Annotated in this window: 29 protein-coding genes; 20 read left to right on the top strand and 9 right to left on the bottom strand. The window is 64.0% G+C overall.

The genetic code is table 11. From position 1 onward, the window contains the following. The first annotated feature begins 4 nt into the window (after window positions 1-4). The 3 genes from ACRECX_RS06540 to hsdR are packed head-to-tail and all read left to right on the top strand — an operon-like array spanning window position 5 to window position 5,012. The gene (locus tag ACRECX_RS06540) at window positions 5-1,456 is read left to right on the top strand and encodes an N-6 DNA methylase (protein ID WP_431558019.1); all 1,452 of its coding nucleotides are present in this window, start codon (window positions 5-7) and stop codon (window positions 1,454-1,456) included. 14 nt (window positions 1,457-1,470) lie between these two features. Then, window positions 1,471-2,703 (top strand): restriction endonuclease subunit S, encoded by a 1,233-nt coding sequence (locus ACRECX_RS06535; protein WP_431558018.1) that lies wholly within the window; start codon window positions 1,471-1,473, stop codon window positions 2,701-2,703. Further along, the gene (hsdR, locus tag ACRECX_RS06530) at window positions 2,700-5,012 is read left to right on the top strand and encodes an EcoAI/FtnUII family type I restriction enzme subunit R (protein WP_431558017.1); all 2,313 of its coding nucleotides are present in this window, start codon (window positions 2,700-2,702) and stop codon (window positions 5,010-5,012) included. Before ACRECX_RS06535 ends, hsdR begins: the two co-directional genes overlap by 4 nt. On the opposite strand, the gene ACRECX_RS06525 is transcribed toward hsdR, so the two are convergent. Further along, complete coding sequence (locus ACRECX_RS06525; RefSeq protein WP_431558016.1) at window positions 5,009-5,392, bottom strand: hypothetical protein; 384 nt, start codon at window positions 5,390-5,392, stop codon at window positions 5,009-5,011. The genes hsdR and ACRECX_RS06525 overlap by 4 nt on opposite strands. A 218-nt stretch (window positions 5,393-5,610) precedes the next feature. On the opposite strand from ACRECX_RS06525, the gene ACRECX_RS06520 reads away from it, so the two are divergent. Together ACRECX_RS06520 and ACRECX_RS06515 are read left to right on the top strand one after the other, a co-directional pair. Beyond that, window positions 5,611-6,447 (top strand): UDP-2,3-diacylglucosamine diphosphatase, encoded by an 837-nt coding sequence (locus ACRECX_RS06520; protein ID WP_431558015.1) that lies wholly within the window; start codon window positions 5,611-5,613, stop codon window positions 6,445-6,447. Beyond that, window positions 6,447-7,601, top strand: a complete 1,155-nt coding sequence (locus ACRECX_RS06515; RefSeq protein WP_431558130.1) for a glycosyltransferase family 4 protein — start codon at window positions 6,447-6,449, stop codon at window positions 7,599-7,601. The genes ACRECX_RS06520 and ACRECX_RS06515 overlap by 1 nt, the downstream gene beginning before the upstream one ends. 78 nt (window positions 7,602-7,679) lie before the next feature. Here the strand turns inward: ACRECX_RS06515 and ACRECX_RS06510 are convergent, their stop codons facing one another. After that, window positions 7,680-8,561, bottom strand: coding sequence for a hypothetical protein (locus ACRECX_RS06510; RefSeq protein ID WP_431558014.1), 882 nt, complete (start codon window positions 8,559-8,561; stop codon window positions 7,680-7,682). A 195-nt stretch (window positions 8,562-8,756) separates the two neighbouring features. Here ACRECX_RS06510 and ACRECX_RS06505 point away from each other — a divergent pair, with 195 nt between their 5' ends. The 6 genes from ACRECX_RS06505 to ACRECX_RS06480 all read left to right on the top strand — a co-directional run bounded on the left by ACRECX_RS06505 (window position 8,757) and on the right by ACRECX_RS06480 (window position 11,786). Next, window positions 8,757-9,041 carry a type II toxin-antitoxin system RelE/ParE family toxin gene (locus ACRECX_RS06505; protein ID WP_431558013.1) on the top strand — a complete coding sequence of 95 codons (285 nt, stop codon included), beginning with the start codon at window positions 8,757-8,759 and terminating at the stop codon, window positions 9,039-9,041. Window positions 9,042-9,045: 4 nt separating this feature from the next. Beyond that, a complete protein-coding gene (locus ACRECX_RS06500) occupies window positions 9,046-9,321 on the top strand; it encodes a HigA family addiction module antitoxin (protein WP_431558012.1) in 276 nt (91 codons plus the stop codon). A gap of 59 nt (window positions 9,322-9,380) precedes the next feature. Then, window positions 9,381-10,628 (top strand): MFS transporter, encoded by a 1,248-nt coding sequence (locus ACRECX_RS06495; protein WP_431558011.1) that lies wholly within the window; start codon window positions 9,381-9,383, stop codon window positions 10,626-10,628. 61 nt (window positions 10,629-10,689) lie between these two features. After that, window positions 10,690-11,076 (top strand): DUF302 domain-containing protein, encoded by a 387-nt coding sequence (locus ACRECX_RS06490; RefSeq protein ID WP_431558010.1) that lies wholly within the window; start codon window positions 10,690-10,692, stop codon window positions 11,074-11,076. A gap of 108 nt (window positions 11,077-11,184) precedes the next feature. Continuing rightward, the gene (locus ACRECX_RS06485; RefSeq protein ID WP_431558009.1) at window positions 11,185-11,373 is read left to right on the top strand and encodes a type II toxin-antitoxin system HicA family toxin; all 189 of its coding nucleotides are present in this window, start codon (window positions 11,185-11,187) and stop codon (window positions 11,371-11,373) included. Beyond that, window positions 11,370-11,786: a type II toxin-antitoxin system HicB family antitoxin gene (locus ACRECX_RS06480; RefSeq protein ID WP_431558008.1), complete on the top strand. Its 417-nt coding sequence runs from the start codon at window positions 11,370-11,372 to the stop codon at window positions 11,784-11,786. The genes ACRECX_RS06485 and ACRECX_RS06480 overlap by 4 nt, the downstream gene beginning before the upstream one ends. Before the next feature lie 22 nt (window positions 11,787-11,808). Here the strand turns inward: ACRECX_RS06480 and dgcA are convergent, their stop codons facing one another. After that, window positions 11,809-12,831 carry an N-acetyl-D-Glu racemase DgcA gene (gene dgcA, locus ACRECX_RS06475; protein WP_431558007.1) on the bottom strand — a complete coding sequence of 341 codons (1,023 nt, stop codon included), beginning with the start codon at window positions 12,829-12,831 and terminating at the stop codon, window positions 11,809-11,811. Window positions 12,832-12,929: 98 nt separating this feature from the next. Here dgcA and ACRECX_RS06470 point away from each other — a divergent pair, with 98 nt between their 5' ends. The 6 genes from ACRECX_RS06470 to ACRECX_RS06445 are packed head-to-tail and all read left to right on the top strand — an operon-like array spanning window position 12,930 to window position 16,985. Then, window positions 12,930-14,108, top strand: coding sequence for an MlaE family ABC transporter permease (locus ACRECX_RS06470; protein WP_431558006.1), 1,179 nt, complete (start codon window positions 12,930-12,932; stop codon window positions 14,106-14,108). Next, the gene (locus ACRECX_RS06465) at window positions 14,105-14,905 is read left to right on the top strand and encodes an ABC transporter ATP-binding protein (RefSeq protein WP_431558005.1); all 801 of its coding nucleotides are present in this window, start codon (window positions 14,105-14,107) and stop codon (window positions 14,903-14,905) included. Before ACRECX_RS06470 ends, ACRECX_RS06465 begins: the two co-directional genes overlap by 4 nt. A gap of 24 nt (window positions 14,906-14,929) precedes the next feature. Beyond that, the gene (locus ACRECX_RS06460) at window positions 14,930-15,766 is read left to right on the top strand and encodes an MlaD family protein (RefSeq protein WP_431558004.1); all 837 of its coding nucleotides are present in this window, start codon (window positions 14,930-14,932) and stop codon (window positions 15,764-15,766) included. 50 nt (window positions 15,767-15,816) lie between these two features. Continuing rightward, window positions 15,817-16,407 (top strand): ABC-type transport auxiliary lipoprotein family protein, encoded by a 591-nt coding sequence (locus ACRECX_RS06455; RefSeq protein WP_431558003.1) that lies wholly within the window; start codon window positions 15,817-15,819, stop codon window positions 16,405-16,407. Window positions 16,408-16,462: 55 nt separating this feature from the next. Further along, window positions 16,463-16,753: a BrnT family toxin gene (locus ACRECX_RS06450; RefSeq protein ID WP_431558002.1), complete on the top strand. Its 291-nt coding sequence runs from the start codon at window positions 16,463-16,465 to the stop codon at window positions 16,751-16,753. After that, a complete protein-coding gene (locus ACRECX_RS06445; RefSeq protein WP_431558001.1) occupies window positions 16,728-16,985 on the top strand; it encodes a hypothetical protein in 258 nt (85 codons plus the stop codon). Before ACRECX_RS06450 ends, ACRECX_RS06445 begins: the two co-directional genes overlap by 26 nt. A 38-nt stretch (window positions 16,986-17,023) precedes the next feature. Here ACRECX_RS06445 and ACRECX_RS06440 read toward each other — a convergent pair whose 3' ends face one another. From ACRECX_RS06440 to ACRECX_RS06415, 6 genes are all read right to left on the bottom strand, one after another. After that, window positions 17,024-17,335, bottom strand: a complete 312-nt coding sequence (locus ACRECX_RS06440; protein WP_431558000.1) for a BrnA antitoxin family protein — start codon at window positions 17,333-17,335, stop codon at window positions 17,024-17,026. After that, window positions 17,319-17,576: a BrnT family toxin gene (locus ACRECX_RS06435; RefSeq protein ID WP_431557999.1), complete on the bottom strand. Its 258-nt coding sequence runs from the start codon at window positions 17,574-17,576 to the stop codon at window positions 17,319-17,321. The genes ACRECX_RS06440 and ACRECX_RS06435 overlap by 17 nt, the downstream gene beginning before the upstream one ends. 137 nt (window positions 17,577-17,713) lie before the next feature. Next, complete coding sequence (gene minE / locus ACRECX_RS06430) at window positions 17,714-18,031, bottom strand: cell division topological specificity factor MinE (protein ID WP_431557998.1); 318 nt, start codon at window positions 18,029-18,031, stop codon at window positions 17,714-17,716. Next, the gene (minD, locus tag ACRECX_RS06425) at window positions 18,028-18,843 is read right to left on the bottom strand and encodes a septum site-determining protein MinD (RefSeq protein WP_431557997.1); all 816 of its coding nucleotides are present in this window, start codon (window positions 18,841-18,843) and stop codon (window positions 18,028-18,030) included. The genes minE and minD overlap by 4 nt, the downstream gene beginning before the upstream one ends. 19 nt (window positions 18,844-18,862) lie before the next feature. Beyond that, window positions 18,863-19,594: a septum site-determining protein MinC gene (gene minC, locus ACRECX_RS06420; protein ID WP_431557996.1), complete on the bottom strand. Its 732-nt coding sequence runs from the start codon at window positions 19,592-19,594 to the stop codon at window positions 18,863-18,865. A gap of 313 nt (window positions 19,595-19,907) precedes the next feature. Beyond that, window positions 19,908-23,663 (bottom strand): hypothetical protein, encoded by a 3,756-nt coding sequence (locus ACRECX_RS06415; protein ID WP_431557995.1) that lies wholly within the window; start codon window positions 23,661-23,663, stop codon window positions 19,908-19,910. A gap of 399 nt (window positions 23,664-24,062) precedes the next feature. On the opposite strand from ACRECX_RS06415, the gene ACRECX_RS06410 reads away from it, so the two are divergent. The 3 genes from ACRECX_RS06410 to ACRECX_RS06400 all read left to right on the top strand — a co-directional run bounded on the left by ACRECX_RS06410 (window position 24,063) and on the right by ACRECX_RS06400 (window position 25,973). Then, on the top strand, window positions 24,063-24,446 hold the full coding sequence (locus ACRECX_RS06410; RefSeq protein WP_431557994.1) for an Hpt domain-containing protein: 384 nt from the start codon (window positions 24,063-24,065) through the stop codon (window positions 24,444-24,446). A 171-nt stretch (window positions 24,447-24,617) separates the two neighbouring features. After that, the gene (locus ACRECX_RS06405) at window positions 24,618-24,938 is read left to right on the top strand and encodes a 2Fe-2S iron-sulfur cluster-binding protein (protein WP_431557993.1); all 321 of its coding nucleotides are present in this window, start codon (window positions 24,618-24,620) and stop codon (window positions 24,936-24,938) included. A gap of 6 nt (window positions 24,939-24,944) precedes the next feature. Then, window positions 24,945-25,973 carry an NAD(P)/FAD-dependent oxidoreductase gene (locus ACRECX_RS06400; RefSeq protein WP_431557992.1) on the top strand — a complete coding sequence of 343 codons (1,029 nt, stop codon included), beginning with the start codon at window positions 24,945-24,947 and terminating at the stop codon, window positions 25,971-25,973. Window positions 25,974-26,032: the final 59 nt, after the last annotated feature.

Here is a 26,032-nt window from a genome sequence, read left to right as displayed (position 1 = left end):
GCCAATGTTCGAGCAAACCTTCAAAAATATCGATGATGTGCTGTGGAAAGAGGCGGGTTGCGCCACGGAGCTGGACTATGCCGAGCAGACCTCCTGGCTCCTTTTCCTGAAATACCTGGACGACCTGGAGAAGGCCAACGGACAGAAGGCCGAACTGGAGGGGAAGAAATACGAATACAAGCTCGACAGCAAGCATCGCTGGTCGGCCTGGGCCGCGCCAAAGAAGCGGGACGGCTCTTTCGATCATGACAAGGCGCTAACCGGCCCCGATCTGATCGAATACGTCAATCGCGATCTGTTTCCCTATCTACAGGGCTTCAAGGCTCGCGCCACTGGCCCAGATACGATCGAATACAAGATCGGCGAGATTTTCGGCGAGATCAAAAACAAGTTCCAGAGTGGCTATTCGCTGCGCGATGCGCTGGAGCTGGTCGACGCGCTCAGCTTCAAGACCCAGGCGCAGAAGCACGAACTCTCGGAGCTCTACGAAGCCAAGCTCCGCAACATGGGCAATGCGGGGCGGAACGGCGGCGAGTACTACACGCCGCGCCCGCTGATCCGCGCCATGATCCAGGTGGTGAAGCCCAAAATCGGCGAGCGCATCTATGATGGCGCTTGCGGGTCGGCGGGCTTCTTGTGCGAGGCCTTCGAATACCTATTGCCCAAGGCAGACTCCACCAAAGCGAGAAGGACGCTTCAGGAGCGAACGTTCTACGGCCAAGAGAAGAAGAGCCTCGCTTACATCCTCGGCATCATGAACATGATCCTGCATGGCATCGAGGCGCCGAACATCGTCCATATCAACACGCTCACTGAGAACATCACCGACATTCAGGAGAAGGATCGCTTCGACATCGTGCTGGCCAATCCTCCCTTCGGCGGCAAGGAGCGCCCAGAGGTACAGCAGAACTTCCCAATCAAGACAGGTGAAACCGCCTACCTGTTCCTCCAGCATTTCATCAAGAAGCAGAAGGCCGGCGGCCGCGCAGCCATCGTCATCAAGAACACCTTCCTGTCGAACACCGACAACGCCTCCGTAGCGCTCCGCAAAGAGCTGCTGGAGAACTGTAATCTGCACACAGTCTTGGACGTGCCGCACGGATCGTTCCAAGGGTCCGGCGTCAAGACCGTTGTCCTGTTCTTCCAGAAGGGCGCGCCGACGCGGAAGATTTGGTTCTACAAGAAGGACCTTGACCGCCCCCTCGGCAAGACCAATCCGCTCACTGACAATCACCTCAAGGATTTTGTCTCCCTCCAAACGAAGTTCGCGAACAGCGAGAACTCGTGGACGGTCGACGTCAAGGACATCGACCAAGCGACCAATGACCTCTCGGCCAAGAATCCCAACAAGGCCGATGAGGAGGCCTTGCGTGATCCCAAGGACATTATTTCCGAGATGATAGCTTTGGATGCGGAAAGCGCGAAAATCCTCGCGGACATCGGGAGGACGCTGTGAAAGAGGGGTGGTCAGTGTTACCGCTCGGCGATCTCTGTGGCATCGAGATTGGCGGAACACCACCCCGGTCGCAACTCCGATATTGGGACGAGCGAAAGTCGACCAACAATGTCTGGCTTTCAATAGCTGATTTGCCGAAGTCCCTACATGCCAGGATGTCAAAAAGTGCCGAGCATTTATCCGATGAGGGCGCCTCGCGGGTCAGAGTTGTGAAAGCTCGGACCTTGTTGGTGAGTTTTAAGCTAACCCTCGGGCGCTTGGCCTATGCCGACATTGACCTGAGGACAAACGAGGCCATCGCGGCTCTCACAGTCTTGAATGCCAGACAGCTTGATCAACAGTACCTGTATTGGTTCCTAACCTACTTTGACTGGCAGCAAGCCGCCGAAGCCGACGAAAAAGTCAAAGGCAAAACGCTCAATAAGGCGAAGCTGAGAGAGCTGCCTGTCATCGTCCCACCGTTGGACGAACAGCAGCGCATCGTCGCCATTCTGGACGAAGCCTTTGCGGGGCTGGCGACCGTGACCGCCAACGCCGAGAAAAATCTCAAGAACGCCCGCGAGCTGTTCTACAGCTATCTCAACTCTGTTTTGAGGGCGCCAAACGACACCTGGAAGCGTGTCTCGATTCGAGATGTGTGCGACTCGATTGTTGATTGTCCCAATCGAACAGCGCCATCGATAGACGATCCTTCTCCGTTCAAGATGATCCGCACGACCAACGTGCGGGATGGTCGTATCAGCCTCGAAGAGGTGAAGTACGTCTCCGAAAACGTTTATCGTCGTTGGACCAGACGACAGATACCCCAAAAGGGAGACGTTCTCTTAACGCGCGAAGCTCCCTTGGGTGAGGTTGGAATGATACTTTCCGACGAGAAAGTTTTTCTAGGCCAGCGTTTGGTGTCCTATCGAGCTGACCCCGAGAAACTGGATAACCACTTTCTTTTATTCGCACTGCAGTCACGCGACCTGCAAAAGCAAATCCATGCTTTTGGCTCTGGGGCCACTGTCCAGCATATGAGAGTTCCCGACTCAAAAGCGCTCATGCTCAGCGTCCCACCGTTATCTCTTCAACAGAAAGTATCAGCCGACTTGAAAGAGCTATCGGAGCTCTCTGAGCGACTCCGTGTTACCTATGAACAGAAACGTAAGAAACTGAGCCAGCTAAGACAGTCGATTCTAAAATTCGCCTTTGCGGGCCAGTTGACCTCACCTCCATCAAGCGCAGTTAAAGAGGCGGCCGAGTGAACGAGGCTGAGACCCGTGCCGAGCTCATCGATCCTGCTCTGCGGGAGGCGGGCTGGGGCGTGGTCGCAGACAGCCGCGTGCGCCGCGAGACAATCTGCCCAGGCCGCATCGAAGGCGCCGGACGGCGCGGCCAGCCCGAGATCGCCGACTATGTCCTCACCTTCCGCAACCACAAGCTCGGCGTGATCGAGGCCAAAGCACGCGACAAGGCCGACACCGAGGGTGTCGGCCAGGCGAAGACTTACGCCGAGAAGCTGCAAGCGCGCTTCGCCTATTCCACCAACGGGCGGCGCATCTACCAGATCGACATGGAGACCGGGAAGGAGGGTTATGTCGAGCGCTACCCTTTCCCGGACGAACTGTGGGCCAAGGTCTTCGAGAAACCCAACGCTTGGCGCGACCGCTTCGCCGCCATTCCCTTCGAAGAGCGCGGCGGCACCTGGCAGACTCGCTACTACCAGCACAACGCCATCGAGAGCGCGCTTGAGGCGATCGCCGCCGGCAAGCAACGCATCCTCCTGACGCTTGCTACCGGCACCGGGAAGACGGCCATCGCGTTCCAGATCGCCTGGGCGCTCTTCCAAAGCCGCTGGAATCTCTCGCGCGAGCCCACGCGGCGGCCGCGTGTCCTGTTTCTCGCCGACCGCAACATCCTGGCCGATCAAGCCTACAACGCCTTCTCGGCGTTTCCCGAAGACGCGCTGGCGCGCATCAAGCCAGACGAAATCCGCAAGAAAGGCCGCGTACCGAAGAACGCCAGCATCTTTTTCACCATCTTCCAAACCTTCATGAGCGGGACGAACGAGGACGGTGAGCCTGAACCCAATTTCGGCGACTACCCGCCCGACTTCTTCGACTTCATCATCATCGACGAGTGCCATCGCGGCGGCGCCAACGACGAGAGCAATTGGCGCGGCATCCTCGACTATTTCAAACCCGCGGTTCAGCTCGGCCTGACCGCCACGCCCAAGCGCAAGGACAACGTGGACACCTACCGCTATTTCGGTGAGCCGGTTTACACCTACTCGCTGAAAGAGGGCATCAATGACGGCTTCCTCACGCCGTTCAAGGTGAAACAGATCGCCACCACCATCGATGACTACGTCTATGTACCTGACGACAAAGTGGTCGAAGGCGACGTGGAGCAAGGGCGGCGCTACACCGAAAATGATTTCAACCGGATTATCGAGATTAAGGAACGGGAAGCTTATCGCGTCGAGCTGTTCATGGACCAGATCGATCAGCGCGAGAAGACGCTGGTATTCTGCGCGTCACAGCTTCACGCACTGGCGGTGCGCGACCTAGTCAATCAAATGAAGACGAGCGCCGACCCGAGCTACTGCGTGCGTGTCACGGCCGATGACGGCGCGCTCGGCGAGCAATTCCTCCGCACGTTCCAGGACAACGAGAAGACGATCCCGACGATCCTGACCACGTCGCAGAAGCTCTCGACCGGCGTGGATGCGCGCAACGTGCGCAACATCGTGCTGATGCGCGCGATCAACACCATGATCGAGTTCAAGCAGATCATCGGGCGCGGCGCGCGGCTGTTCGACGGCAAGGACTATTTCACCATCTACGACTTCGTGAAGGCTTATGAGCACTTCAACGACCCCGAATGGGACGGCGAGCCGATGGAGCCTGAGCCGGTAAAGCATCGGGAGCGCGAGCCGGCACCCGGCCTCAACGACGACGGTGATCCCGACTACGACCCGCCCCCGGAGCGGCCCAAGAAGATCAAGATCAGGTTGGCCGACGGCAAGGAGCGCACCATCCAAAGCATGATGGCGACGACCTATTGGAGCCCGGACGGCAAGCCGATCTCGGCAAACCAGATGATCGAAACCCTCTACGGGGAGTTGCCGCGCTTCTTCAAGGACGAGGACGAGCTACGGCGTTTGTGGAGCAAACCGGATACGCGCAAGGCGCTGCTGCAAAGCCTGCGCGAGAAGGGTTTTGGTTCCGAACAGCTCGCCGAGATCAGCCGAATGATCAACGCGGAGAAGAGCGACGTCTTCGACGTCCTGGCCTATATCGCCTTCGCGCTTGCGCCCATCACCCGCTTGGACCGCGTGGAGGTCCATCGGGACGAAATTTTTGCGAAGTACAATGGACCGCTCCAGACCTTCCTGGAGTTCGTGCTGGCGCAATATATCAACCAAGGCGTCGAAGAGCTGGACCTGGAGAAGCTCAGCCATCTCCTCGAACTCAAGTATCACACGGTCAACGACGCGACCGAAAAGCTGGGCGGCGTGCCTGCGATCCGAGACAGCTTCGTCGGCTTCCAGCAATATCTCTACCGCGCCTAACCCCGGACCGCGAGCCAATAGCCGGAGCAGACGCCGGAGGGGCCGGTGCCGTTCCACTTGCCCTTGCCCTTGGTCTTGGTGAAGTGCCCGGTGCCGATCGCCTGGCGGGGGCCCGCCACGGCATTCATCTTGGTCGCGCCGCCGCCGGACACTTGGCCGGCGATCTTGATCGGCCGCATCACGAACTTGCCGCGCGTCGAGGTGATGTGGCCGCCGCTGATGGCAAGCCCGACGCTGATGACGCCGCAATGGCCGTCGGTGGTCACCACCGACATGGTCCAGCTGCCGTCGTAAGGCGCGGCGGTTGCCGGCGTGGCGAAGGCGGCGGCGGCCGTGAGGCCGAGCGCGCCGAGAAGCGCGCGTGTCGTGGAAGTCCTCATAGGCGTTCTCCTGCTTGAAGGTGCGAATCTCCGGCGCGAAGTATTGTCCCGGCGCGCGGGCCGCGGCAATGGGGCGATGCGCCGCCGGTTAATCATGGGTGGATGGGCTCGCAGGCGCTGCCCCAAGTTCACCTCTCCCCAGCGGGGAGAGGAGGGTTAACCCTGCCACCCGCCTGTCATATGCCTGATACAAAATCACTTTAAGTCGCGCCGCATCGATGCTGAACACGCGGCTTGCAGACGACGCGCCCCACGACCCCGATCCCAGGCGGTACCGCGCGCTGTTCATTTCCGACATCCATCTCGGCACCAAGGCCTGCCAGGCCGACGCCTTCCTCGATTTCCTGCGCCATCACGAGGCGCCAAAGATCTATCTCGTCGGCGACATCGTCGATTTCTGGCGCATCAGGCGCGGCGTCTATTGGCCGCAAAACCACAACGACGTGCTGCAGAAGCTGCTGCGCAAGGTGCGCAAAGGCGTCGACCTCGTCTACGTGCCCGGCAATCACGACGAGGCCATGCGCGAATATTGCGGCGCGCAGTTCGGCGGCATCGCCATTCTGCGCCAGACCATGCATGTGGCCGCCGACGGCCGGCGCTATCTCGTCATGCATGGCGATGAGTTCGACGTCGTGGTGCGCTACGCCAAATGGCTCGCGCTGTTCGGCGACTGGAGCTACATGGTGGCGCTGTGGCTCAACACGCATTTGAACGCGGTGCGCCGCGTGCTCGGCATGCCCTATTGGTCGCTGTCGGCCTATCTCAAGCACAAGGTGAAGCGCGCGGTGAACTATATCGGCGAGTTCGAATTGGCGCTGGCGCAGGAGGCGCGCCGCCACGGGGCGCAAGGGGTGATCTGCGGGCACATCCACCATGCCGCCATGCGCCAGGTGGGTGACGTGATCTACATCAATACCGGCGACTGGGTGGAGAGCTGCACGGCGGTCGCCGAGACCGAGGAGGGGGTGTTCGAGATCATCCGCTGGAACCCGCATCAGGCCACGCCCAAGTCCGGCGACAAGTCCCGCGTCGAGGAGCTCGAGGCTGCCGCTTGATGCGCATCCTCGTCGCCAGCGATGCCTGGTACCCCCAGGTCAACGGCGTGGTCCGCACCTATGAGAGGCTCGCGCAGGAAGCGCCGAAACTCGGCGCCGAGATTTCGTTCCTGGTGCCGACGCCCTACCGCACTCTGCCGTGCCCCACTTACCCCGAGATCAGGCTGGCGCTGGTCAGCCCGCGCACCATCGCGCGGGCCATCGAGGCCGTCGCGCCGGATTTCATCCACATCGCCACGGAGGGACCGATCGGGCTCATGACGAGGCGCTATTGCAGGAAGCGGAAGCGGCCGTTCACCACGAGCTATCACACGCGCTTTCCCGAATATGTGTCGGCGCGGCTGCCGATCCCGGAATCCTGGTGCTACGGCTTCCAGCGGCGGTTTCATAACGGCGCCGCGGCGACCTTCGTCGCCACGCAATCGGTCGAGGCGGATCTCGCGGCGCGCGGCTTCAAACGCATGATGCGCTGGTCGCGCGGCGTCGATGTCGCGCTGTTCCGCCCGCGCGATGAGCGCCTGTTCGGCTCCGGCCCGGTGTTCCTCTATGTCGGCCGGGTCGCCGTCGAGAAGAACATCAAGGCGTTCCTCGATCTCGACCTGCCGGGCAGGAAGGTGGTGGTTGGCGGCGGCCCGCAAGCCGCGGCGCTCGAGCGGCTCTATCCCGACGTGCTGTTCGCCGGCCACCGCGAGGGCGAGGAGCTCGCGCACGCTTACGCCTCGGCCGACGTGTTCGTGTTCCCGAGCCTCACCGACACGTTCGGCCTCGTGCTGCTCGAGGCGCTCGCCTCAGGCTGCCCGGTGGCCGCCTTCCCCGTCAGCGGGCCGAAGGACGTGCTGACCGACCCGGCCTGCGGCGCGCTCGACGAAGACTTGAGGGCCGCGGCGCTGCGCGCGCTCCACCTCGACCGCGGCGCGGCCCGCGCACATGCGCTGCGCTATAGCTGGGAGAATTCGGCGCGGGAGTTCATCGACAATGTGCTGGCGGCGCACCATCTCGGCCTGCCCGAGAGACGCCTCAGATTCCGCCGCTGGCGGGCGAAGGCCGCACCGCAAAAGAAAACGCCCGGTTGGGGGGAAACCGGGCCGCTTCGTTATCATGCGTCAGTTTGGGGGACGCTTTGGGGGAAATTGCGTCCACCCAAAGATGGTTAGCGGACCGTCTCTTTTCAAGAGGCGGGCGGCCAAGTTGTCGCACCCCATGCTAAGGCCCTGACCTGATTTGCGGAAATCCTAGCCGAATAGGGCCGCGCGCTTGACCGCGTGGAGCTGGTCGAGGGTCAGCGGCTCGGGCCGCTCGAAACGCTCTCCGCCTCCCGCCTCTTGCTGCGGGGCGGGGGCTTCGCCTTTCGGCTCATGGCCAAGCATCCTGTCCACGTCGGCCTGCTTCAGGCCTTCGCCGGCGCGCTGCGGGCCGCTCAGGAACTCGCCCTCAACGTGCGCCGCGCGCCCGGTCTTGGCGGAAATCTCGTCGACCTTCGAGGCGATGTCGTCCACCCCCCAGATCTCGATCATGGCGTTGATACGCTGCTCGATGAACCGCAGCGCCCGCACCACCTTCTCGGTGCGCTGGCCGGTGATGTCCTGGAACGAGCAGGCGGTGTAGATGTCGATCGCCCGGTGATCGAGCCGGTCGCAAAATTCGACGGCAACGTTCTGCTCGCGCAACGTCCACGCCACCTCCTGGATGTCCTCCGCCGCCGACAGGATCTCGGACGTCGCGTTCTCGGTCGCCTCGACGATATGGTCGAGCTCTTCCGAGGCGTTAAGCAGTTGCTTGTCGAAGCGGTGCGGCGGCTTGAGCTTGGCGATCTCGCGCCGCGTGCGGGCGATCGCCTCGCTCATCTCCACGAGCTCGGCCAGCACCATGGACATGCCCGCCCGGCGCGGCGGCTTGATCACCGCCGCCTCGAGCCGGCCGATGGCGTCGAGCAGCATCTGCGTCTCCGGCGTGCGGTTCCGCCGCGCATATTCGGCGAGGAACCAGCGGCCGAGCGGGCTGGCGCGCAAGGTCGCCTCAAGCGCGGCATAATCTTCCGCCAGCCCTTGCTTGAAGGACTTGGCCTTGGGCTCGATTGGGTCGGTGCCGTCTTCAGCGCGTTCCGGCATGGTCATGGCAACGCTAGCCTGATTCGGGGATGGGGGCCGAGGGTAAGCCGCCAAGGGCAAGGGATTCGTTAACTTCTATGACAAACGCCGCGTCAACCGCCGCCCCGTGGCCGTCCTTTGCCTGGCGGCTCGGCTTCCTCTATGCGGCCTATATTCTGGTGGTCTCTGGACATAATACGCATTGCGTATTATGTCTCATGTATGATCAAGTCCTGGGGGGACAGCGCTTCGCGGCGCTTCGCCGAAAGCGGCAAAGGCGGTTTCCCTGGGCTTGATCGGGAGCTTGCGGTGAGACGCCTGAACATGTTGGACTCAGCCGTGTCACTACGGGAGATCAGGCCCCTGAAGAGCGTCGGACTGCACAAGCTCAAGGGCAACCGCAAGGGGCAATGGGCGATCGCTGTGAACGGCCCCTGGCGCATCTGCTTCCGATTTCGTGACGGCAATGCCTATGATGTGGAATTGACCGATTATCACCAAGGCTGACCCCATGATCCGCGTGCACCCCGGAGAGATTCTCGCCGACGAAATGCGAGCGCGAGCGCTTTCGGCCAATGCGCTGGCGCTGAAGCTGCGCGTGCCCGCCAATCGAATTACCGAGATCATCAACGGCAGACGCAGCATCTCGCCGGAAACGGCCATCCGGCTCGGACATTATTTCGGCACCGGTGCAGGTCTCTGGATCCGTCTGCAGGCCGACTATGATCTTGCTGAGGCCGAGAAGGAACTCGGCGCCGCTATCCGCCGCGAGATCGCTGCGGCGTGAGCGCGAGAACTCCCCGGCATCGGCGCGCTGGGTTTTCTACGAAGACTGAGAGTTAGCCCGTGGATCAGCCGCGCCTTTCCCTCGCCTGGCGGCTCGGCTTCCTCTATGCGGCCCTGTTCCTGGTGGTGGGCGTTTACTTGCCGTACCTGCCGCTGTGGCTGAAATGGCGGCATCTCGACGCCGACCAGATCGCCATATTGCTGGCGGCGCCGCTTTTCGTCCGCATCCTGTTTAGCCCGGCCATCAGCTTTGCCGCCGACCGTATCGGCGGGCGCCGCACCATCCTCATCGCGCTTGCGTGGGGCTCGCTGGTCTCGTTCGTCCTGCTTTGGCTTGGGGACGGGTTCTGGCAGATGCTGTTCGCCGCCATTCTGCTCGCCGCCAACTGGACCACGATCATGCCCCTGATCGAGACGGTGGCGGTGAGCGGCATCCGCACCAGCGGCCTCGATTATGGCCGGGTGCGGGCCTGGGGCTCGCTAAGCTTCATTGTGGCGAGCCTCGGCGCGGGCTTCGTGATCCAGGTGGCAGGCGCCGGCGCCGTGCTGCCGCTTCTTCTTGGCGCGACGGCGCTGATGGTGGTGGGGGCCTATCTCCTGCCGCGTGACATTGAGGGCAGGGGTCCCGCCGCCCCGGCGGCACTGCGCCGCCTCAAGCTCAAGGACGCGTTCGCCCTGGCCAGCGCGCCGCTCTTCCTTCTGTTCCTGCTCGCTGCGAGCATGATCCAGGCGAGCCATTCGCTTCTCTACGCCTTCGGCTCGGTGCATTGGCGGGCACAGGGCTTTTCCGGCGGAACGATCGGCGCGCTATGGTCGATCGGCGTCATCGCCGAGATCGCCCTGTTCGCCGTGTCGGGCAGGCTCATCGCCTTCGCCGGCACGACTCGGCTCATGATGCTCGCCGGACTGGCGGCGGTCGTCCGCTGGGGCCTCCTCGCCATCGACCCGCCGCTTTGGGCGACGGGACTGCTCCAGGCGCTGCATGGCTTGAGCTTCGGCGCGACCCATCTCGCCGCCATCCATTTCTTGACCCACGCCGTGCCGGAGGACCGCGCCGCCACGGCGCAAGGCCTCTACGCCGCCGTGGTCGCCGGCATCGTCATGGGCTCCGTCACCGTCGCCTGCGGGCCGCTCTACACGCGGCTCGGCGGCGAGGCCTATGGCGTCATGGCGCTGATCGCGCTGTTCGGAAGCGTGGCCGCATTCCTGCTGCACCGGCATTGGCGCGGCGGGCTTGTCGTCGAAGCTTTCTCGGAACCGCTGGGGGCCGGCGCCGAGGGCGGCAAACTCCCCGTGTCCCGGGATTGATCCGCCGCAAGGTTCTTGCCTTCGTCTGCGGCCAGTCTCGGAGCACAAGGAGGCGGTGATCATGACCTATCATTTCTCGAAAAACCTTGACGTTCCCTTCGACCGAGCCATCGCGCAGGTGACCGAGGCGCTCAAGGCGGAAGGCTTCGGTGTGCTGACCGACATCGACGTCGCCGCCACGATGAAGGCGAAGCTCGGCGCTGACTTTCGGCCCTATCGGATACTCGGCGCGTGCAATCCGCAACTCGCCTACCGCGCGCTTCAGGTCGAGGACAAGATCGGCACGATGTTGCCATGCAACGTCATCGTGCAAGAGCACGGAGGCGGCCGCGTCGAGGTCTCGGCCGTCGATCCGGTCGCCTCGATGCAGGCGATCGACAATCCGGCCCTCGCCGAGCTGGCGAGCGAGGTCCGGGCCAAGCTCAAACGGGTAGTCGAGCGCCTATAGCTGTGTCAGCCGCACCCGTACGAGAGCACGTCGACGCCCGCTAAGGGGCATGAGGGCCTGTTCCACAGGTCTGTAGACTTCAACAGAGCTGTGGAGTACTCTATATTGATGAAGGCCAGCGAACTCAAGAAATACCTGGCTAAAAAAGGTTGCACTTTTGAAACGCACAAGGGCGGGAGCGGCCATTTGACGGTTCGGCGCGGCGATCGGGTTTCGCAATTGCCGATGCATGGCAGCCGGAAGGAGCTCGGGACCAAGCTGGTGGACAAGATACTCAAGGACCTTGGATTGAAATGACTTTGGCTTACGCGGTCAGACTTACTCCAGATGACAACGGCACCCTGCTTGTCACTTGCCCGGCTCTGCCGGAGGTGACCACCTTCGGCGAAGATAGGACCGATGCGCTGCTGAATGCCGGCCGGGCCATCGAGGAGGCGATCGCCGCGCGCATCGCCGACGGCAGGGATGTTCCAGTGCCGCAAGTGAAGGCTGGCAGCCGCGTCATTCTTCCCACGCAGACGGCCCTCAAGGTTAGCCTTTACCGGGCGCTGAAACGGGAAAACATCACGCGTGCAGAGCTTTCGCGGCGCCTTAACTGGAAGCGCGAGCAAGTCGATCGACTGTTCAGGCTCGGACATGCGACGCGCCTCGACCAGTTCGATGCCGCGTTCAAGGCTCTCGACCGCCAGGTCCGTGTGTCCGTGGACTAGTGCCCGTGGCGCCGAGCCATCTTCAACCCCACAGTTCGGGCGGCGGTGGCAGCACCAGATCGCCTTCATAGACGAGGCCCGGCGCGCGGTCGCGCGCGAGCAGCAATGGTCCGTCGAGATCGCACCAGTCCGCGTCTTGCGCAAGAAGCAGGGCAGGGGCCATGGCGAGCGATGTCGCCACCATGCTGCCCACCATGATCTTGAAGCCGAGCTCGCGCGCACGTCTCGCGGTGAGCAGCGCCTCGGTCAGGCCGCCGGTCTTGTCGAGCTTGATGTTCACCGCGTCGTAACGGCCGAGAAGCTGATCGAGCGTAGCGCGGTCATGCGCCGATTCGTCGGCGCACACAGGAACGGCCCGCTCGATATCCGCAAGCGCCGCGTCGTCCTCCGCCGGCAGAGGCTGCTCGACCAGCTCGATGCCCGAAGCCGCGGCGAGCGTCAGAAGCGATTCGGTTTCATCCACTTGCCACGCCTCGTTGGCATCGGCGATGAGCCGTGCATGCGGCACGGCCAACCGCACCGCGGCGATGCGCGCCGCGTCGCCTTCGCCGCCGAGCTTGATCTTGAGCAGCGGGAAATGAGACGCCTCGCGCGCCTTGGCCGCCATGACCTCCGGCTCATCGAGCGAGAGGGTGAGGGCCGTTTGCACAGGGCGGAGCGGCGCAAGCCGTAACAATTCGGCGACGCATCTGCCCGAGCGCTTCGCCTCGAGATCCCACAGGGCGCAGTCGAGCGCGTTGCGCGCCGCGCCGGGCGGGAGCAGCTTGGCAAGCGCGTCGCGGTCCAAGCCTTGCGCCAGCGCGGCACGGCACCCTTCGATGGCCGCCACCACTCCCTCGACGCTCTCGCCATAGCGGGCGTAAGGCACACACTCGCCGCGGCCCTTATGGGTGTCGCCGATCTCGGCCACCACCACCACGGCGTCCCGTTTTGAGCCGCGCGAGATGGTGAATTCGCCGGCGATCGGCCAGCGCTCCACGCGCGCCTCAAGCCGCAGACGCCCCGATTTGCCGGCACCATTAAGCTCAAGCTCCGATCCCGCCATAACGCCTTTCTTTCTCCTGAGATTTCGGTCAAATACAGGGCACTTCCATCGGCGTCGGCGCCCGAAAGCGTAAAGTACGAGCCAAGCTAAGCCCTTCCATGCTCAAGCGCGACCACCAGCTCGTCCTGCCGACGCAAGCCCGCGCCCCCGGCTTCCGCGTCGAGCTGAGCGGCACCACCTTCCGGCTGGTGGCGACCGGCGCCTGGACGGTCGCCGAGGCCGCCGATCTGGACAAGGCCCTGAAACGGCTTCGGGTGCCGATCCCGCCGACCCCGGAGTTCACCGGCGAGATGGACATCGCCGGCATCGCCGAGATCGACACTGCCGGCGCCTGGCTCCTCCAGCGTACGGCCAACGCCTGGCAGAAGGGGGGCCTGCGCACCCATTACGCCGGCGCCACTGAAGGCTTCCGCATCCTCATCGAGGAGGTGCAGCGCCGCGGCCGCGCCCAACTGCCCGCGATCGAAAAAAAGGGCGCGCTCCGCCAGATGACCGACGACCTCACCAAGGCGGCGACCGGCGTGTGGCGTGACGCGGTGCAGCTCACCGGATTCCTGGGCGAAGTCACCGCCGCCTTCTTGCGCCTGTTCAGGGAGCCGTGGCGCTTCCGCACCACGTCCTTCGTCCATCATCTGGATCATGCGGGCTTGCGCGCCGTGCCGATCATCGCACTGATCTGCTTTCTGATCGGCGCGGTGGTGATGCAGCAGGGCGTCGGGCAGCTCAGGCCGTTCGGCGCCGAGCCGTTCGCCGTGAACATGGTGGCGATCCTCGCGCTCCGCGAGGTCGGCATTCTGTTGACGGCTATTATGGTTGCCGGCCGCTCGGGCTCCGCCTTCACCGCCGAGATCGGCTCGATGAAGATGCGCGAGGAGATCGACGCCATGCGCACGCTCGGCATCGATCCCATGGACACGCTGGTCTTGCCGCGCGTGCTCGCACTCGTCGTGGCGCTGCCGCTGCTCACGTTTCTCGGCGACATCATGGGATTGGCAGGCGGCGGGGTCATGGCTTTCGGCGTGCTCGGCCTCGACCTCTCCACCTATATGGACAAGCTGCACGAGGCGGTCGACTTCCAGCACTTCATGGCCGGCATGATCAAGGCGCCGTTCGCCGCGGTGATCATTGCGCTCGTCGGGTGCATGGAAGGCCTCAAGGTCGAAGGCAGCGCCGAGTCGCTCGGCACCCATGTCACCAGCGCCGTGGTCAAGGCAATCTTCCTCGTCATTATTCTCGACGCGGTGTTCGCCATGTTCTTGTCGGGGATCGGGGTGTGATCGTCGAGAACGGACGAGAGGTGGTAATTCGCGTGCGCGGGCTCGCCAAGAGCTTCGGCAGCCACCAGATTTGGGACGCGCTCAATCTCGACGTCTATCGCGGCGAGATCCTCGCCATTGTCGGCGGCTCCGGCCAGGGCAAGTCGGTGCTGATGCGGGTCATCACCGGCTTGGTCAAGCCGGACACCGGCGTGGTCGCGCTGTTCGGGCAGAACGCGCAGACGCTCACGCCGCAAGACCGTCTCGACATCGAGAAGCGCTGGGGCATTTTGTTCCAGGACGGCGCACTGTTCTCTTCGCTCACCGTGCTCCAGAACATCCAGGTGCCGATGCGCGAGCATCTCGACCTGCCGCAAGCCATGATGGATGACCTCGCCTTCCTCAAGCTCACCATGGTCGGCCTGCCGCCCGTCGCCGCGCACAAATTTCCCTCCGAGCTGTCGGGCGGCATGCGGAAGCGCGCAGGGCTCGCCAGGGCGCTTGCGCTGGACCCCGAGATCGTGTTCCTCGACGAGCCCACGGCGGGCCTCGACCCGATCGGCGCCACGGACTTCGATCACCTGATTCGCAAGCTGCAACAAACACTTGGCCTGACTGTCTATATGGTGACCCACGACCTTGATACCATCTTCACGGTGTGCGACAGGGTGGCCGTATTGGCCGACAAGAAGATCGTACGGACGGGATCGCCAACCGAATTGCAGCGCCAGCCCAATCATCCGTGGATCAAGGAATATTTCTGCGGCGAGCGGGCCCGCGCCGCGAGCCCGATGGAGCAGCGGAGGCTGATTGTCTGATGGCGTGTGTCTGTTGAGGGTTCGATGGAAACCAAAGCCAATTACTTGATGATCGGCGGCTTCGTCCTTGGCGTCCTCGCCTTCGCCTTCATCTTCGTATTCTGGATGAGCAACTTCGCCGGCGGCGGCAAGCGCTACCTCATCGTGTTCGAGAGCTCGGTGGCCGGGCTCACGTCAGGGTCGAGCGTCGGCTTCAACGGCATCAAGGTCGGCGAGGTGCAGTCCTTCGCGCTCGATCCCGACGACGGGCGGAAAGTCCAGGTGCTGATCAGCGTCGACGACAAGACGCCGGTGCGCGAGAACTCCCGCGCCAGCATCCAGTCGCTCGGCCTGACCGGCGGCAGCGGCATCCAGATCTCGCCCGGCACGCCCGATTCGCCGCTCCTCGTCGCCAGCGCAGAGGATCCCATCCCCACCATCCAAGCAGACCGCGGCGCAGGGCAGGGCCTGTTCGACGCGGCGCCCGCCGCCCTCAACAACGCCAATGCCTTCATCGAGCGGCTCGACGATCTCGTCGCCGCCAACGAGAAGGCGATCACCACGACCCTCACCAATGTCGAGCAGTTCACCACCATGCTGAACGCCAAGAACGAAGAGATCGGCCAGGCGATCACCGACGTGAGCGACGGCGCCAAGGCGTTCTCCAGCTTGAGCAGCAAGCTCGAAGTCTCGCTCGGCGACAACATGGATGGGCTCACCCGCCAGGCTCAGGAGGGCATGCAGGAGTTCAGTTCCGCCATGAGGGAGGGGCGTCGCGCCGCGGCCACCCTGAACCGGATTCTCGAGAAGCTGGAGGCGGATCCCAGGGGCTTTTTGCTTGGTGGTTCACAGGTGCCGGAATACACTCCCAAAGGTCAATAAAGGCACGTTCGGGGGCCACGAAAGTGCCTCGTAACAGGGGGCGATCGGACATGTCTCGGTCGGCGCCGATTCTTGCTGCGGGCTTGATTTGCCTGGGGCTTGTCGGCTGCGCGCTGGCCGGCGGCGGCGGCAGGGCCCCTGACACCTTCGACCTCGTGGCGCCCAGAAGCTTCGCCGGCAGCGCCCGCGCCGTTCCCTGGCAGCTCGTCGTCTATGAGCCGACCGCCGTGCATGCGCTCGAGACCAACCGGCTGATGGTGCGCCCCCGCGCCGAGCAGGTCTCCTATTACAAGGACGTCTCCTGGAGCGACCGGCTGCCGCGGCTGGTGCAGACCCGCATGATCGAGAGCTTCCAGAACTCCGGCGCGGTCAAGGCGGTAAGCGCGACTTCCGGCCAGTTCGGCCTCGCCAGCGAGCTGCGCGCCTTCAATGTCGACGTGTCGAGCGGGCGCGCCGCCGCTGAGGTCGACATCTTCGCCAAGCTGGTCAATACGACCTCCGGCCACGTGGTCGCCACGCGCGGCTTCAGCGCCCGCGTGCCGGCGACGACCGACAAGCCGCAAGACGTCATCGCCGCGCTCAACCAGGCCTTCACCGAGGTGCTGCAAGACATCACCACCTGGGTCGCGGCGCGGCGGTAGTTATCACTACGTTCGGGCCTAGTTTGACCATATATTTGTATGGTATTCTTGCCATATGCAAAACGGGCCGAGCTTCGAATGGGACGAGGACAAGAATCGTCTCAATCAAGCGAAGCACGGCGTGTCATTCGAGCGTGCGCAGTTTGCCTTTCTCGATGAACGTCGCGTGATTGCCGAAGACCTGAGCCATAGTGGGGGCGAGCAGCGCTACTATTGCTTCGGCTGGGTCGAAGATGGCGTGATGACGGTGCGCTTCACCTGGCGCGAGGGTCGTGTTCGCATTTTCGGCGCCGGGTATTGGCGCAAGGGAAAGAAAGTCTATGAGCGAGAGAACAAGAAAGTATAGCGAAGGCGAAATCGGCGACTTCAAGATCGTGGAGGACTTCCTGCCGCGGCCGGACCAGCTCGTGCTTCGCGAAGACAACGTCAAGGTGACGCTGTCCTTGAGCCGCCGCAGCGTCGATTTCTTCAAGCGCGAAGCTGATCGGGCAGGCGTTCCGTATCAGCGCATGATCCGGGCGCTCGTCGATTCCTATGCCGCCCGGAGGGGACGTCGCACGCAAGCAGCCAAGCGGTAGCGCCTCAGGAACTCAGACCTACCGGGCTGTCGCGGACTCTAGACCTTGGCTTTCTCAAGCACGCGTGCCATGCGTGCGCGCCAGTCCTTGCCCGCCGCCCTGAACTTATCGAGCGTCTTCGGATCGAGGCGCAAGGTTACGGCCTCTTTCGGCGCCTCGACCTTTGGCCGGCCCCGCGCGCGCCTGATGCTCGCCATCAACTCGGGGTGCGCTTCGGCGAACGGCTTGGCTTGCGCCAACTCCTCGTCGGTCGCTTCCGAATCGTCGGGATCGGCGGCGATCATTCTTTGGATCTCCGCTTCCTCCGCGTCGGTCAGCGGCCTGAAGCGTCGTTTACGAATCTTGTTCATAGGCTCTCCTTTCTTTGCGGCTTGCCGGGCGCATCGAAATGACCGCGAGGGCTTCGCGACCGAGCGGCTTGTAGATCACCGTGAGCAGTTTGCCGCCGTGAGGACCGATTGCCTTGAGGCGGCCGTGCTTGGCGGGAATGACCGCCGAGGCGGCGAAGAAGTCGAGATCGAGGTCGGCTAAGTCGAGACCCCTGGCCTCCAGATTGGCTCGCCGCTTCGGCTCGTCCCAAATGATCTTCACAGGATTATTCGTACACGAAAAATCCTCGCTGGGCAAGAATTATCGTGTACGAAAAATACTAAATCGTGGATGGCCGGGCCTTCGCCCGGCCATGACAGGGTGAAGAGGGCTGACCTTAAGGGCTCAGGCTAGCGTTATCAGGCTTGCGCGTTGGCGAGGCGCTGCGAGAGCTTGGAGCGCGACGCGCGGTCACGGCGCTTGGCCGGCTCCGGGTCGCACGGGATCTCGATGTCGATCTCGAGCAAGGACACGGCCTTGCCGCGCTCGATCTTCACCTGCACCTTGTCCACGTCCACCGGCACGTGCTTGGCGACGGCGGCGAGCACCTCCTCGCGCAGGAGGGGGATGAGGTCGGACTGGCCCTCCGCCCCGCGCTCATGGGTCAACAGAATCTGCAGGCGCTCACGCGCGACGGAAGCGGTCTTCCGTCTCCTGAATGGAAAGAACCAATTCATGCGGCTCTCCTGCCGAACAGCTTGCCGAACAGGCCGTTGCGGTCGCTCTGGAGCGCCATCGGCACGTCCACCCCCATCAGCCGTTGGGCGGCGTCATGATAGGCGCGGGCGGCAGCGCTCTTGGGATTGCTGATGGTGACCGGCGCGCCGAGATTGGACGCGCGCAGCACCTCTTCGCTCTCCGGGATGATGCCGAGCAGCGGCAGCGACAGAATGTCGATGACGTCGTCAACCCTCAGCATGTCGCCGCGGCCGGCGCGCACCGGATCGTAGCGGGTGAGCAGCAGGTGCTTGTCCATGCGCTCGCCTTTGGCCGCCTTGTCGGTCTTGGCGTCGAGCAGGCCGACGATGCGGTCCGAATCGCGCACCGACGACACTTCCGGGTTGGTCACCACCACGGCCACGTCGGCGTGGCGCATGGCAAGCGTGGCGCCGCGCTCGATCCCCGCCGGGCTGTCGCAGATCACGAAGTCGAAGGATTCGCGCAGCTCGCCGATGACCTTCGCCACGCCGTCGTCCGTCAGCGCGTCCTTGTCGCGGGTCTGCGATGCCGCGAGCAGGTAGAGCGTGTCGAGCCGCTTGTCGCGGATCAGTGCCTGCGAGAGTTTCACCGTGCCCTGCGCGACATAGATCAGGTCGTAGACCACGCGGCGCTCGGCGCCCATAACGAGATCGAGATTGCGCAAGCCGACGTCGAAATCGACCACCACCACGCGCTGGCCGTTTTGCGCGAGCGCGGCGCCGAGGGCTGCCGTCGTTGTCGTCTTGCCGACGCCGCCCTTTCCTGATGTCACCACGACGACCTGGGCCATGTGCCTGCCTCCCTTGCCTCTAGTCGAGTGCCTTGATGTTGAGTGCGCCGTCTTCCAGCCAAGCGTGAACCGGCCTTTCGAGCAGGCTGAGCTCGATATCCTCGGCCATGCGGTAGAAGCCGTCGATGGCCACGAGCTCGGCGGCGAAGCGGCGGCAGAAGATGTGCGCCGCCTTGTTGCCGTCGGCGCCGGCGAGCACCCGCCCGCGCAGCGCGCCATAGATGTGGATCGAGCCGGTGGCGACGATCTCCGCGCCCGACGACACCGAGCCGATGATGGTGAGGTCGCCGTCGTGAAACAGCGTCTGCCCCGAGCGCACCGGCGCATCGATGACGAGCGGCTTGGGCGCGGGCTTGGCGAGTTCCGGCGCCGGCGCCACCGGTTGGGACATATCGCGCGGCGTTCCGAGCTCCGCCATGCGGTTCGCCGACAGCACGGGCGGCAGATCCGAATCGGCCCAGGCTGGGTCGGCGCCAAGCAGACCCATGACGCGAATGCCACGAGAGCCGAGATCGGCAATCAGCTTGGCGAGCTTGGCCTTGGTCAAAAGCAGCCGCGACACGTCGATCACCACAGGCTTCGCGGCAAAGAAGTCGGGGGAGCGGGCGAGCCAGGTATCGGCCTCACTGAGCCAGCGGCCGAGCGGCATTTCCGGCTGAAGGACAAAAGTGAGGAACGTGCGGCCGTGAAACTGGAAGGAGCGTGCGGGCTGCTTTTCTGTGGTGGGCTGCTTGAGGGCTGCGACGGCCATGGCTTTTTGCGTTGGGTTTCCGATTGGTTAATAAGAGGGCCGCGATGGTTAACGCGCGGTTAATGAGGGGCGAGACGCGCAATATTTTCGTGCCAAGGCATAAGCGATGGAGAACGCGTTGGCTAAGCCGATGCGTCATGCCCGGCCTTGTGCCGGGCATCCATTAGTGACTCTCAGTATGGGGGTTAGACCTTATTGAATTGCTGGGACGAGCCCGGCAATGACGAGGACTGTGGTTCTAACAGGAAAAAAAGCCCCCTCGCTCCGGAAGCGGAGGAGGGGGCCTTGGCTCTGGGGGAGCCTCGCAGAAACTCTAGCGCAGCCGTCCGCTCGCGTGCGCGAGCAGGAGATAGACGCGGCCGGTCTCCGAGGTGAGGTAGTTCTGGAGCATGTGACCTGCGGGGTCGGACTGCTCTGCTTCCGCGAGCAGGCGCTCGAAGTCGCCGATATAGCGGTCGACCGTGTTGCGGAACTCGCCTTCGCGGTCGTAGCGGGTCGAGATCTCGTCGAACGTCGCCTGGCCTTCGTAGCTGTAGATGTGCCGGCCGAGCACGCCGCGCTCGCCGGCCCGCAAGCGGTACCAGACATCGGCGGCATTGCGGGCGTCGATGGCGCGGGCGAGCTCGTCGATACGGAGCTGGCCGCCGGGCGCCGTGCTGCGGCCGCCGTGGGCTGGGGCGCCGCCGTAGCCTGGAACACCGCCATGGCCCGGATCAGGCTGGTCGGCGCGGGTGAGGAGATCGCCGACCGACCAATTGCTGCCGCGGCCCGAGGCGCTGGAAATCTGCTGCGCGAGGCCGGGCTGGTCGTAGTCGGCCGCATCCTGCGGCGACGGCCGTCCCCTTGCGTCGAACCGCGGCATTGGCGGCATGGGCGCCAGGCCGTAATCGCCGCCTTGCGGCGGGAAGGGCTGGCTCCTCGGTGGCTGGGCGGGCTGCGGAGGCTGCGGCAGTTGCGGCGGCTGCCGGTAGGGATCGGCCGCATGGCCCATCGAGGCGGCCTGCACGCTCGCCCGCGTGAGGGTCGGAGCGAGCGCCTCGATCTCGCGGAACTGATCGGTGAGCGCCTTGCGGATCGCGGCGGTCGCTTGCGCGGTCTGCTCCGGGAGAGAGTCCATGCGCTTCTGCATTTCCTTGCGCAGCCCGTCGAGATCGCTCGCCGTCTTCTGCGCCGCCTCGCGCATGCCGCGCGAGGTGTGGTCGAACTGGCCGCGCATCTGCTCGAGCTGCTTGCCGATCTGGGTGATGACCGTCTCGAAGCTGCCCTTGAGGTCGGAGACGGCGCGGGCGGTGTGCGCTTGCGCCTCCTCGCGCAGCTTCTCGATCTGCGCCAGCGCCTGCTGCGCCTGGCCGGCCGTGTCGCGGCCGAGCGCGGTGGTCACCTGCTTGGCTCTTGTCTCGGCCTGGGTCAGCGCGTTCTCGACGATACCGGCATAGTTGCGCATCATGCCGTCGAGCTCCTGCGCCTTGGTGTTGACCGTGTGGAGCAGGGCGATGATCGACTGATGGCGGCCCTCGAGGATCGAGTCGATCTTGGCGTTCGACGAGTCGAGCGCCTTGGCCGCGGTGAGGATGGCCTGACCCTGATTCTCGAAGCGCTGCGTGAGCCCGTGGATCTGCTCGAGCAGCCCGCGTGACACGTCGCGCAGATTCCCGGTCTGGCTGGTGAGGATGTTCACCGCCTCCTTGGACTGGGCGCCGACCTGTTGCGCCGTCTCCTGCATCATCTGCGAGTTGGCGGCGAGAACCTGGTTGAGCTGCATCGTCTGCTGGCCGAAGGTCTCGTCGACGAGGCGGGTATGCTCGGAGAGCATCGTGTCGGTCTCGGCGGTGCGCTGGCCGAACGTCACGTCGATGGCCTTGAGCCGCTCCGCGAGCGCGGTGATGACGAGCTGAGTGCGCTCGCTCATGGTCTGGTCGAGCGCCGCGGTCTGCTGCGTGATCGCCGTCTCGAGGCTCTTCGCCTTCTCGAGCAGCGACTTGGTGAAGCTGTCGGCGCGCTCGGCCAAGGTCCGGTCAAGCGCGATGGCGCCCTGATTGACCGCCGAGGTGAACTGAGACGTGCGGCTGTGCAGGGTCTTGTCGATGGCGCTCGCCTTCTCGTCGATCGTGGCCGCGAGCCCGTCGGTGCGCTCCTTCAAGGTCGACTCGAAGGCGACAACGCCTTGCGACACGAGGCCGGTGAACGCCTCGGTACGGTCTTTCAGCGTCTTGTCCAGCGCGCCTGCGCCCTCGGTCACCACCTTGGTGAAGGCGTCGGTGCGCTCCTTCAGCGTCTTGTCGAAGGTGACGGCGCCTTGCGCCACGACGTTGGTGAAGGCGTCAGTGCGATCCTTCAGGGTCTTATCGAACGTCACGGCGCCTTGCGCCACGACATTGGTGAAGGCGTCGGTGCGGTCCTTCAAGGTCTTGTCGAGGGTGACGGCGCTCTGCGCCACGACGTTGGTCAAGCCGTCGGTGCGCTCCTTGATGGTCTTGTCGAGCGCCACGGCCCCTTGCGCCACCACATTGGTGAAGGTCTCGGTCCGCTCGGCCAGCGTCTTGTCGAGGGTGACGGCGCTCTGCGCCACGACGTTGGTGAAGGTCTCGGTGCGATCCTGAAGCATCTTGTCGAGGGTCACCGCGCCTTGCGCCACCATGCCGGTGAACGCGTCGGTGCGCGCCTTCATGGCGTTATCGAGCGCGCCGGCATTCTGGGTGATGGCCGTGGTGAAGCCCTCGGTGCGGTCCTTCAAGGTCTTGTCGAGCATGATGGCGCCCTGGGCGACGGACGTCTCGAGCCCCTTGATGCGCTCGGCGAGCGAGCTTTGCAGCGCCTCGGTGCGCTCTTTCATGGTCTTGTCGAGGGCCGTGGTGCGCTGCGCTACGACGCTTTCCAGCGTGGTGAGGTTCTGGGTCGCGCCGTCGATGACCTTGGCCAGGCGTCCCTGTTCCTTGGTCAGCCGCTCCAGCAGACCCGGCACGACCTCGGTGACCTTGGCTTGCGCCTTGTGCACCTGTTCGGCCGCCTCGCTGGAGCGGGCGACGAGCAGCTCGGTGAGCTGCGTGCCGCGCTCGGACAGCTTCTTGTCGATCGAGTTGCTGGCGTTGGAGATGTCGCGCGCGACCTGCGCGCCGACGCCCTTCAGCGCTTCGCTGACGCGGGCGCTGTTATTGGCCAGCGCCTCGCGCTCGGTGGCAAGCTCACTGATCAAGTTCCTCACGCGAAGCTCGTTCTCGCCATAGGAGCGCTCGAGCGCGGCGACCTCGTTATGCACCATCGCTTCGAGCTCGCTCGCCCGGCCGATGGCGCGGGAGATGGCGTCGTTCATCGCCGCTACTTGCCGGCGGATGGTCTGCCCCACCGAGGCGACCGACTGCTCGGCCATCCTGTCCGGTTCGGCAAGGCGCACGGCGACCTCGGTCATGGCCGAAGCCATGAGGCGAAGCTCCTGGGCGCGCCACACGAGGAGGGCGAGGAACCAAAAGAGGACGATGGGGATGAGAATGGCGGCCGTGGCCGACAGCGCCGAGGCGCTCAAGAACCCGCCGGTAGCAATGGCGTCCGAAATGACGCCGTAGGCGAAGAAGCTGCCGATGATGAACCAGGCGACGGAGGCCGCGAGCGCAATGAGGAACGGCGTGCGCGACGGCCGCTGCTGGAGGGCGAAGATCAGCCCGCCGATGGACGGCACGTCGTCGTTGGCCGGGGGCGAGAGCCGGCGCTGCGGCGGCGGCCCCGCGGGGCGGCGCGTTCTGGTCAGGTGCTTGGGCGAGGGCGGAGCGGATTGGCTCTCGGCGTATTCGAGCGGCTTCGTCTCTTCTTCGCGCTCGCGCTTGAAATCTTGGAGCTTGTCTTGGAGCTTGGCTTCGTCGCGCTTCGGCTCCTCGCGCTTGCGCTGCTCGGCCTTGAGCCGGTCGGCGAGGCTGGAGCGCCGCGGAAGTTCGGAGCTGCGCTCAAGGATCGGGGGCTCCTCCGACTTCGCCTTGTCTTGATTGCCCCGTGTCATCGCATCGAGGGGGCCTTTGGCTTCGTCTTTGGCTTCGGGCGTCGCTTTCCCCGGCGGCGACTTCGCTTGTTCCTGCGCCATCACGCGTTCCTCGCACCACTGCACTCAAGAATGGGAGATTACGCCGAACCGAGATTTCCGCCTCAAGCGGCGCATCGCGTCTCGCGGGGACCGCCTCACCATCCGGAAGCAAAGACTAACCGGAAGAGCCCCCAACGCTTTTCCCCCTCATTGAACATCGTTAACGAATTTTTAGGGCTAAAAAAAGCTGAATCGGCAGCTTGGGTTAACGCCGGATAAGCCATTAGTATTGCGCGCAAATTTGCTGCGGGCAAGGCGCGAATCGCGTAAGAGCAGGCAGTTGGGGGCGTTTCCGTGCGGTCCGAAGGTTGCAGTGCCGCGAGATCGCCGCCTCCGGGGTGTCACTTCGGGACGGCAAGGCTCCGTCGGACGGGGCCCACTCTGAGCGGAGACGGCCTCATGGCAAGCGAGCGAGCGATCCAAGAACCGGACGGGGGGCGCAAGTTCCCCTCCAAGCCCGTCGATCTCGTGCATTTGTCCCGCTACACCCTCGGCGAGCGGGCGCTTGAGCGCGAAGTGCTCGAGCTCTTCTGCAGCCAATCGGTGCTCTATTTGGAGCAGCTCCGCGCCGCCATGTCGGACAGAGCGTGGAAAGAGGCCGCCCATTCCTTGAAAGGCTCGTCCCGCGCCATCGGCGCCTGGCGGACGGCGCAAGCCGCCGAGCGGGCCGAGGCGCTTCACGGCGACGGCCTCGCCCAATTCCGCGCCGCGCGGATCGGTGAGATCGAGGCTTCTTTGCGCGAAGCTGAAGCCTATATTGCAATTCTGCTCAAGGATCGCTGAGCGCCGCCCCTTGAGATAAAGCGCCGCAAGGCGCTGGAGTCTCACTTTCAATTGCCCTATAGAGCACGGGCCGCGAGCGGGCCCGCCGTCTCGCCCCCATATTCTTCGGGCGCAAGCGCTTCCCGCCGCCCGGCTCCCGAGATCGGACCACGCTTAAAGCCCGCCAATGTCATGGCCAGGATCACCTTTATTCAGAACAACGGGACGGAGAATGTCGTCGAGGCGGATCCCGGCATGACGGTGATGGAGGCCGCAGTGAAGAATTCGGTTCCGGGCATTGCGGCGGAATGCGGCGGGGCCTGTGCGTGCGCCACGTGCCATGTCTATGTCGAGGAGGAGTGGCGCGAGACGACCGGCCAGCCGGAGCAGATGGAGGAGGACATGCTCGATTTTGCCTTCGACGTCCGCCCGTCGAGCCGGCTCTCGTGTCAGATCAAGGTGACCGAGGCCCTCGATGGCCTTAAGGTTCGGATTCCCGAGAAGCAGTTCTGAGGCGCTATGGCAGACGAAGTGATTAAAACCGACGCGGTCATCATCGGGGCAGGGCCAGTTGGCCTGTTTGCCGTGTTCGAGCTCGGCCTGGTCGACGTCAAGGCCCATGTCATCGACATCCTCGACCGGCCCGGCGGCCAGTGCGCCGAGCTTTACCCCGAGAAGCCGATCTATGACGTTCCCGGGCTCACCGTGGTGACCGGCCAGGAGCTGACCGACCGGCTCATGGACCAGATCAAGCCGTTCGGCGCCGAATTCCATTTCAGCCAGCGGGTCGATTCGCTCGAGCGCCTCGATGGCGCCTTCAGGCTCAAGACCGACATGGACACCACCGTTGAGTGCAAGGTGGTGATCATCGCCGCCGGCGGCGGCTCGTTCACGCCGAAGCGCCCGCCGCTCCCCGGCATCGAGGCGTACGAGGGCACGTCCGTGTTCTATTCGGTGCGCAAGATGGACGCGTTCAAGGATCGCGACGTGCTGATCGTCGGCGGCGGCGACTCCGCGCTCGATTGGACCTTGAATCTCCAGCCGGTGGCCAAGTCGCTGACCTTGCTGCATCGCCGCTCGGAGTTCCGCGCCGCGCCGGCCTCGGTGCAGAAGATGCTGGAGCTGGTCGAAGGCGGCGACATTGCCTTCAAGCTCGGTCAGGTGACGGAGCTGCATGGGGCCGACGGCAAGCTCACCGGCGTGACGGTGAAGGGCTCCGACGGCGCGACCTTCGAACAGAAGGCCGAGGTCATGCTGCCGTTCTTCGGGCTCACCATGAAGCTCGGCCCGGTCGCCGACTGGGGCCTCAATCTCGAGGAGAACCTGGTCCCGGTCGATACCGAGAAGTTCGAGACGAGCGAGAAGGGCATCTTCGCCATCGGCGACATCAACACCTATCCAGGCAAGCTCAAGCTGATCCTGTCGGGCTTCCACGAGGCCGCGCTCATGGCGCAGCATGCGCACCATTACGTCCATCCCGACAAGAAGCTGATCTTCCAGTACACCACCTCGTCGTCGAGCCTGCAGAAGAAGCTCGGCGTGAAGTGACTGTCCTCTGCCCTGCAGTGCAGACTCCACCTCTCCCCGTCGGGGAGAGGTCGGCCGCG

Source organism: Methyloceanibacter sp. (assembly GCF_050726195.1).
Classification (GTDB): Bacteria; Pseudomonadota; Alphaproteobacteria; order Rhizobiales; family Methyloligellaceae; genus Methyloceanibacter.
This window is presented reverse-complemented; position numbering and strand designations above follow the sequence as displayed.

What these genes read in the sequence shown, in the direction of transcription:
- ACRECX_RS06540 (WP_431558019.1), top strand. Translation starts at nt 5, where the DNA reads ATGTTCGAGCAAACCTTCAAAAATATCGATGATGTGCTGTGGAAAGAG.
- ACRECX_RS06525 (WP_431558016.1), bottom strand. Translation starts at nt 5,392, where the DNA reads ATGAGGACTTCCACGACACGCGCGCTTCTCGGCGCGCTCGGCCTCACG.
- ACRECX_RS06520 (WP_431558015.1), top strand. Translation starts at nt 5,611, where the DNA reads ATGCTGAACACGCGGCTTGCAGACGACGCGCCCCACGACCCCGATCCC.
- ACRECX_RS06515 (WP_431558130.1), top strand. Translation starts at nt 6,447, where the DNA reads ATGCGCATCCTCGTCGCCAGCGATGCCTGGTACCCCCAGGTCAACGGC.
- ACRECX_RS06510 (WP_431558014.1), bottom strand. Translation starts at nt 8,561, where the DNA reads ATGACCATGCCGGAACGCGCTGAAGACGGCACCGACCCAATCGAGCCC.
- ACRECX_RS06505 (WP_431558013.1), top strand. Translation starts at nt 8,757, where the DNA reads ATGATCAAGTCCTGGGGGGACAGCGCTTCGCGGCGCTTCGCCGAAAGC.
- ACRECX_RS06500 (WP_431558012.1), top strand. Translation starts at nt 9,046, where the DNA reads ATGATCCGCGTGCACCCCGGAGAGATTCTCGCCGACGAAATGCGAGCG.
- ACRECX_RS06490 (WP_431558010.1), top strand. Translation starts at nt 10,690, where the DNA reads ATGACCTATCATTTCTCGAAAAACCTTGACGTTCCCTTCGACCGAGCC.
- ACRECX_RS06485 (WP_431558009.1), top strand. Translation starts at nt 11,185, where the DNA reads ATGAAGGCCAGCGAACTCAAGAAATACCTGGCTAAAAAAGGTTGCACT.
- ACRECX_RS06480 (WP_431558008.1), top strand. Translation starts at nt 11,370, where the DNA reads ATGACTTTGGCTTACGCGGTCAGACTTACTCCAGATGACAACGGCACC.
- dgcA (WP_431558007.1), bottom strand. Translation starts at nt 12,831, where the DNA reads ATGGCGGGATCGGAGCTTGAGCTTAATGGTGCCGGCAAATCGGGGCGT.
- ACRECX_RS06470 (WP_431558006.1), top strand. Translation starts at nt 12,930, where the DNA reads ATGCTCAAGCGCGACCACCAGCTCGTCCTGCCGACGCAAGCCCGCGCC.
- ACRECX_RS06460 (WP_431558004.1), top strand. Translation starts at nt 14,930, where the DNA reads ATGGAAACCAAAGCCAATTACTTGATGATCGGCGGCTTCGTCCTTGGC.
- ACRECX_RS06455 (WP_431558003.1), top strand. Translation starts at nt 15,817, where the DNA reads ATGTCTCGGTCGGCGCCGATTCTTGCTGCGGGCTTGATTTGCCTGGGG.
- ACRECX_RS06450 (WP_431558002.1), top strand. Translation starts at nt 16,463, where the DNA reads ATGCAAAACGGGCCGAGCTTCGAATGGGACGAGGACAAGAATCGTCTC.
- ACRECX_RS06445 (WP_431558001.1), top strand. Translation starts at nt 16,728, where the DNA reads ATGAGCGAGAGAACAAGAAAGTATAGCGAAGGCGAAATCGGCGACTTC.
- ACRECX_RS06440 (WP_431558000.1), bottom strand. Translation starts at nt 17,335, where the DNA reads ATGAACAAGATTCGTAAACGACGCTTCAGGCCGCTGACCGACGCGGAG.
- minE (WP_431557998.1), bottom strand. Translation starts at nt 18,031, where the DNA reads ATGAATTGGTTCTTTCCATTCAGGAGACGGAAGACCGCTTCCGTCGCG.
- minD (WP_431557997.1), bottom strand. Translation starts at nt 18,843, where the DNA reads ATGGCCCAGGTCGTCGTGGTGACATCAGGAAAGGGCGGCGTCGGCAAG.
- minC (WP_431557996.1), bottom strand. Translation starts at nt 19,594, where the DNA reads ATGGCCGTCGCAGCCCTCAAGCAGCCCACCACAGAAAAGCAGCCCGCA.
- ACRECX_RS06415 (WP_431557995.1), bottom strand. Translation starts at nt 23,663, where the DNA reads ATGGCGCAGGAACAAGCGAAGTCGCCGCCGGGGAAAGCGACGCCCGAA.
- ACRECX_RS06410 (WP_431557994.1), top strand. Translation starts at nt 24,063, where the DNA reads ATGGCAAGCGAGCGAGCGATCCAAGAACCGGACGGGGGGCGCAAGTTC.
- ACRECX_RS06405 (WP_431557993.1), top strand. Translation starts at nt 24,618, where the DNA reads ATGGCCAGGATCACCTTTATTCAGAACAACGGGACGGAGAATGTCGTC.
- ACRECX_RS06400 (WP_431557992.1), top strand. Translation starts at nt 24,945, where the DNA reads ATGGCAGACGAAGTGATTAAAACCGACGCGGTCATCATCGGGGCAGGG.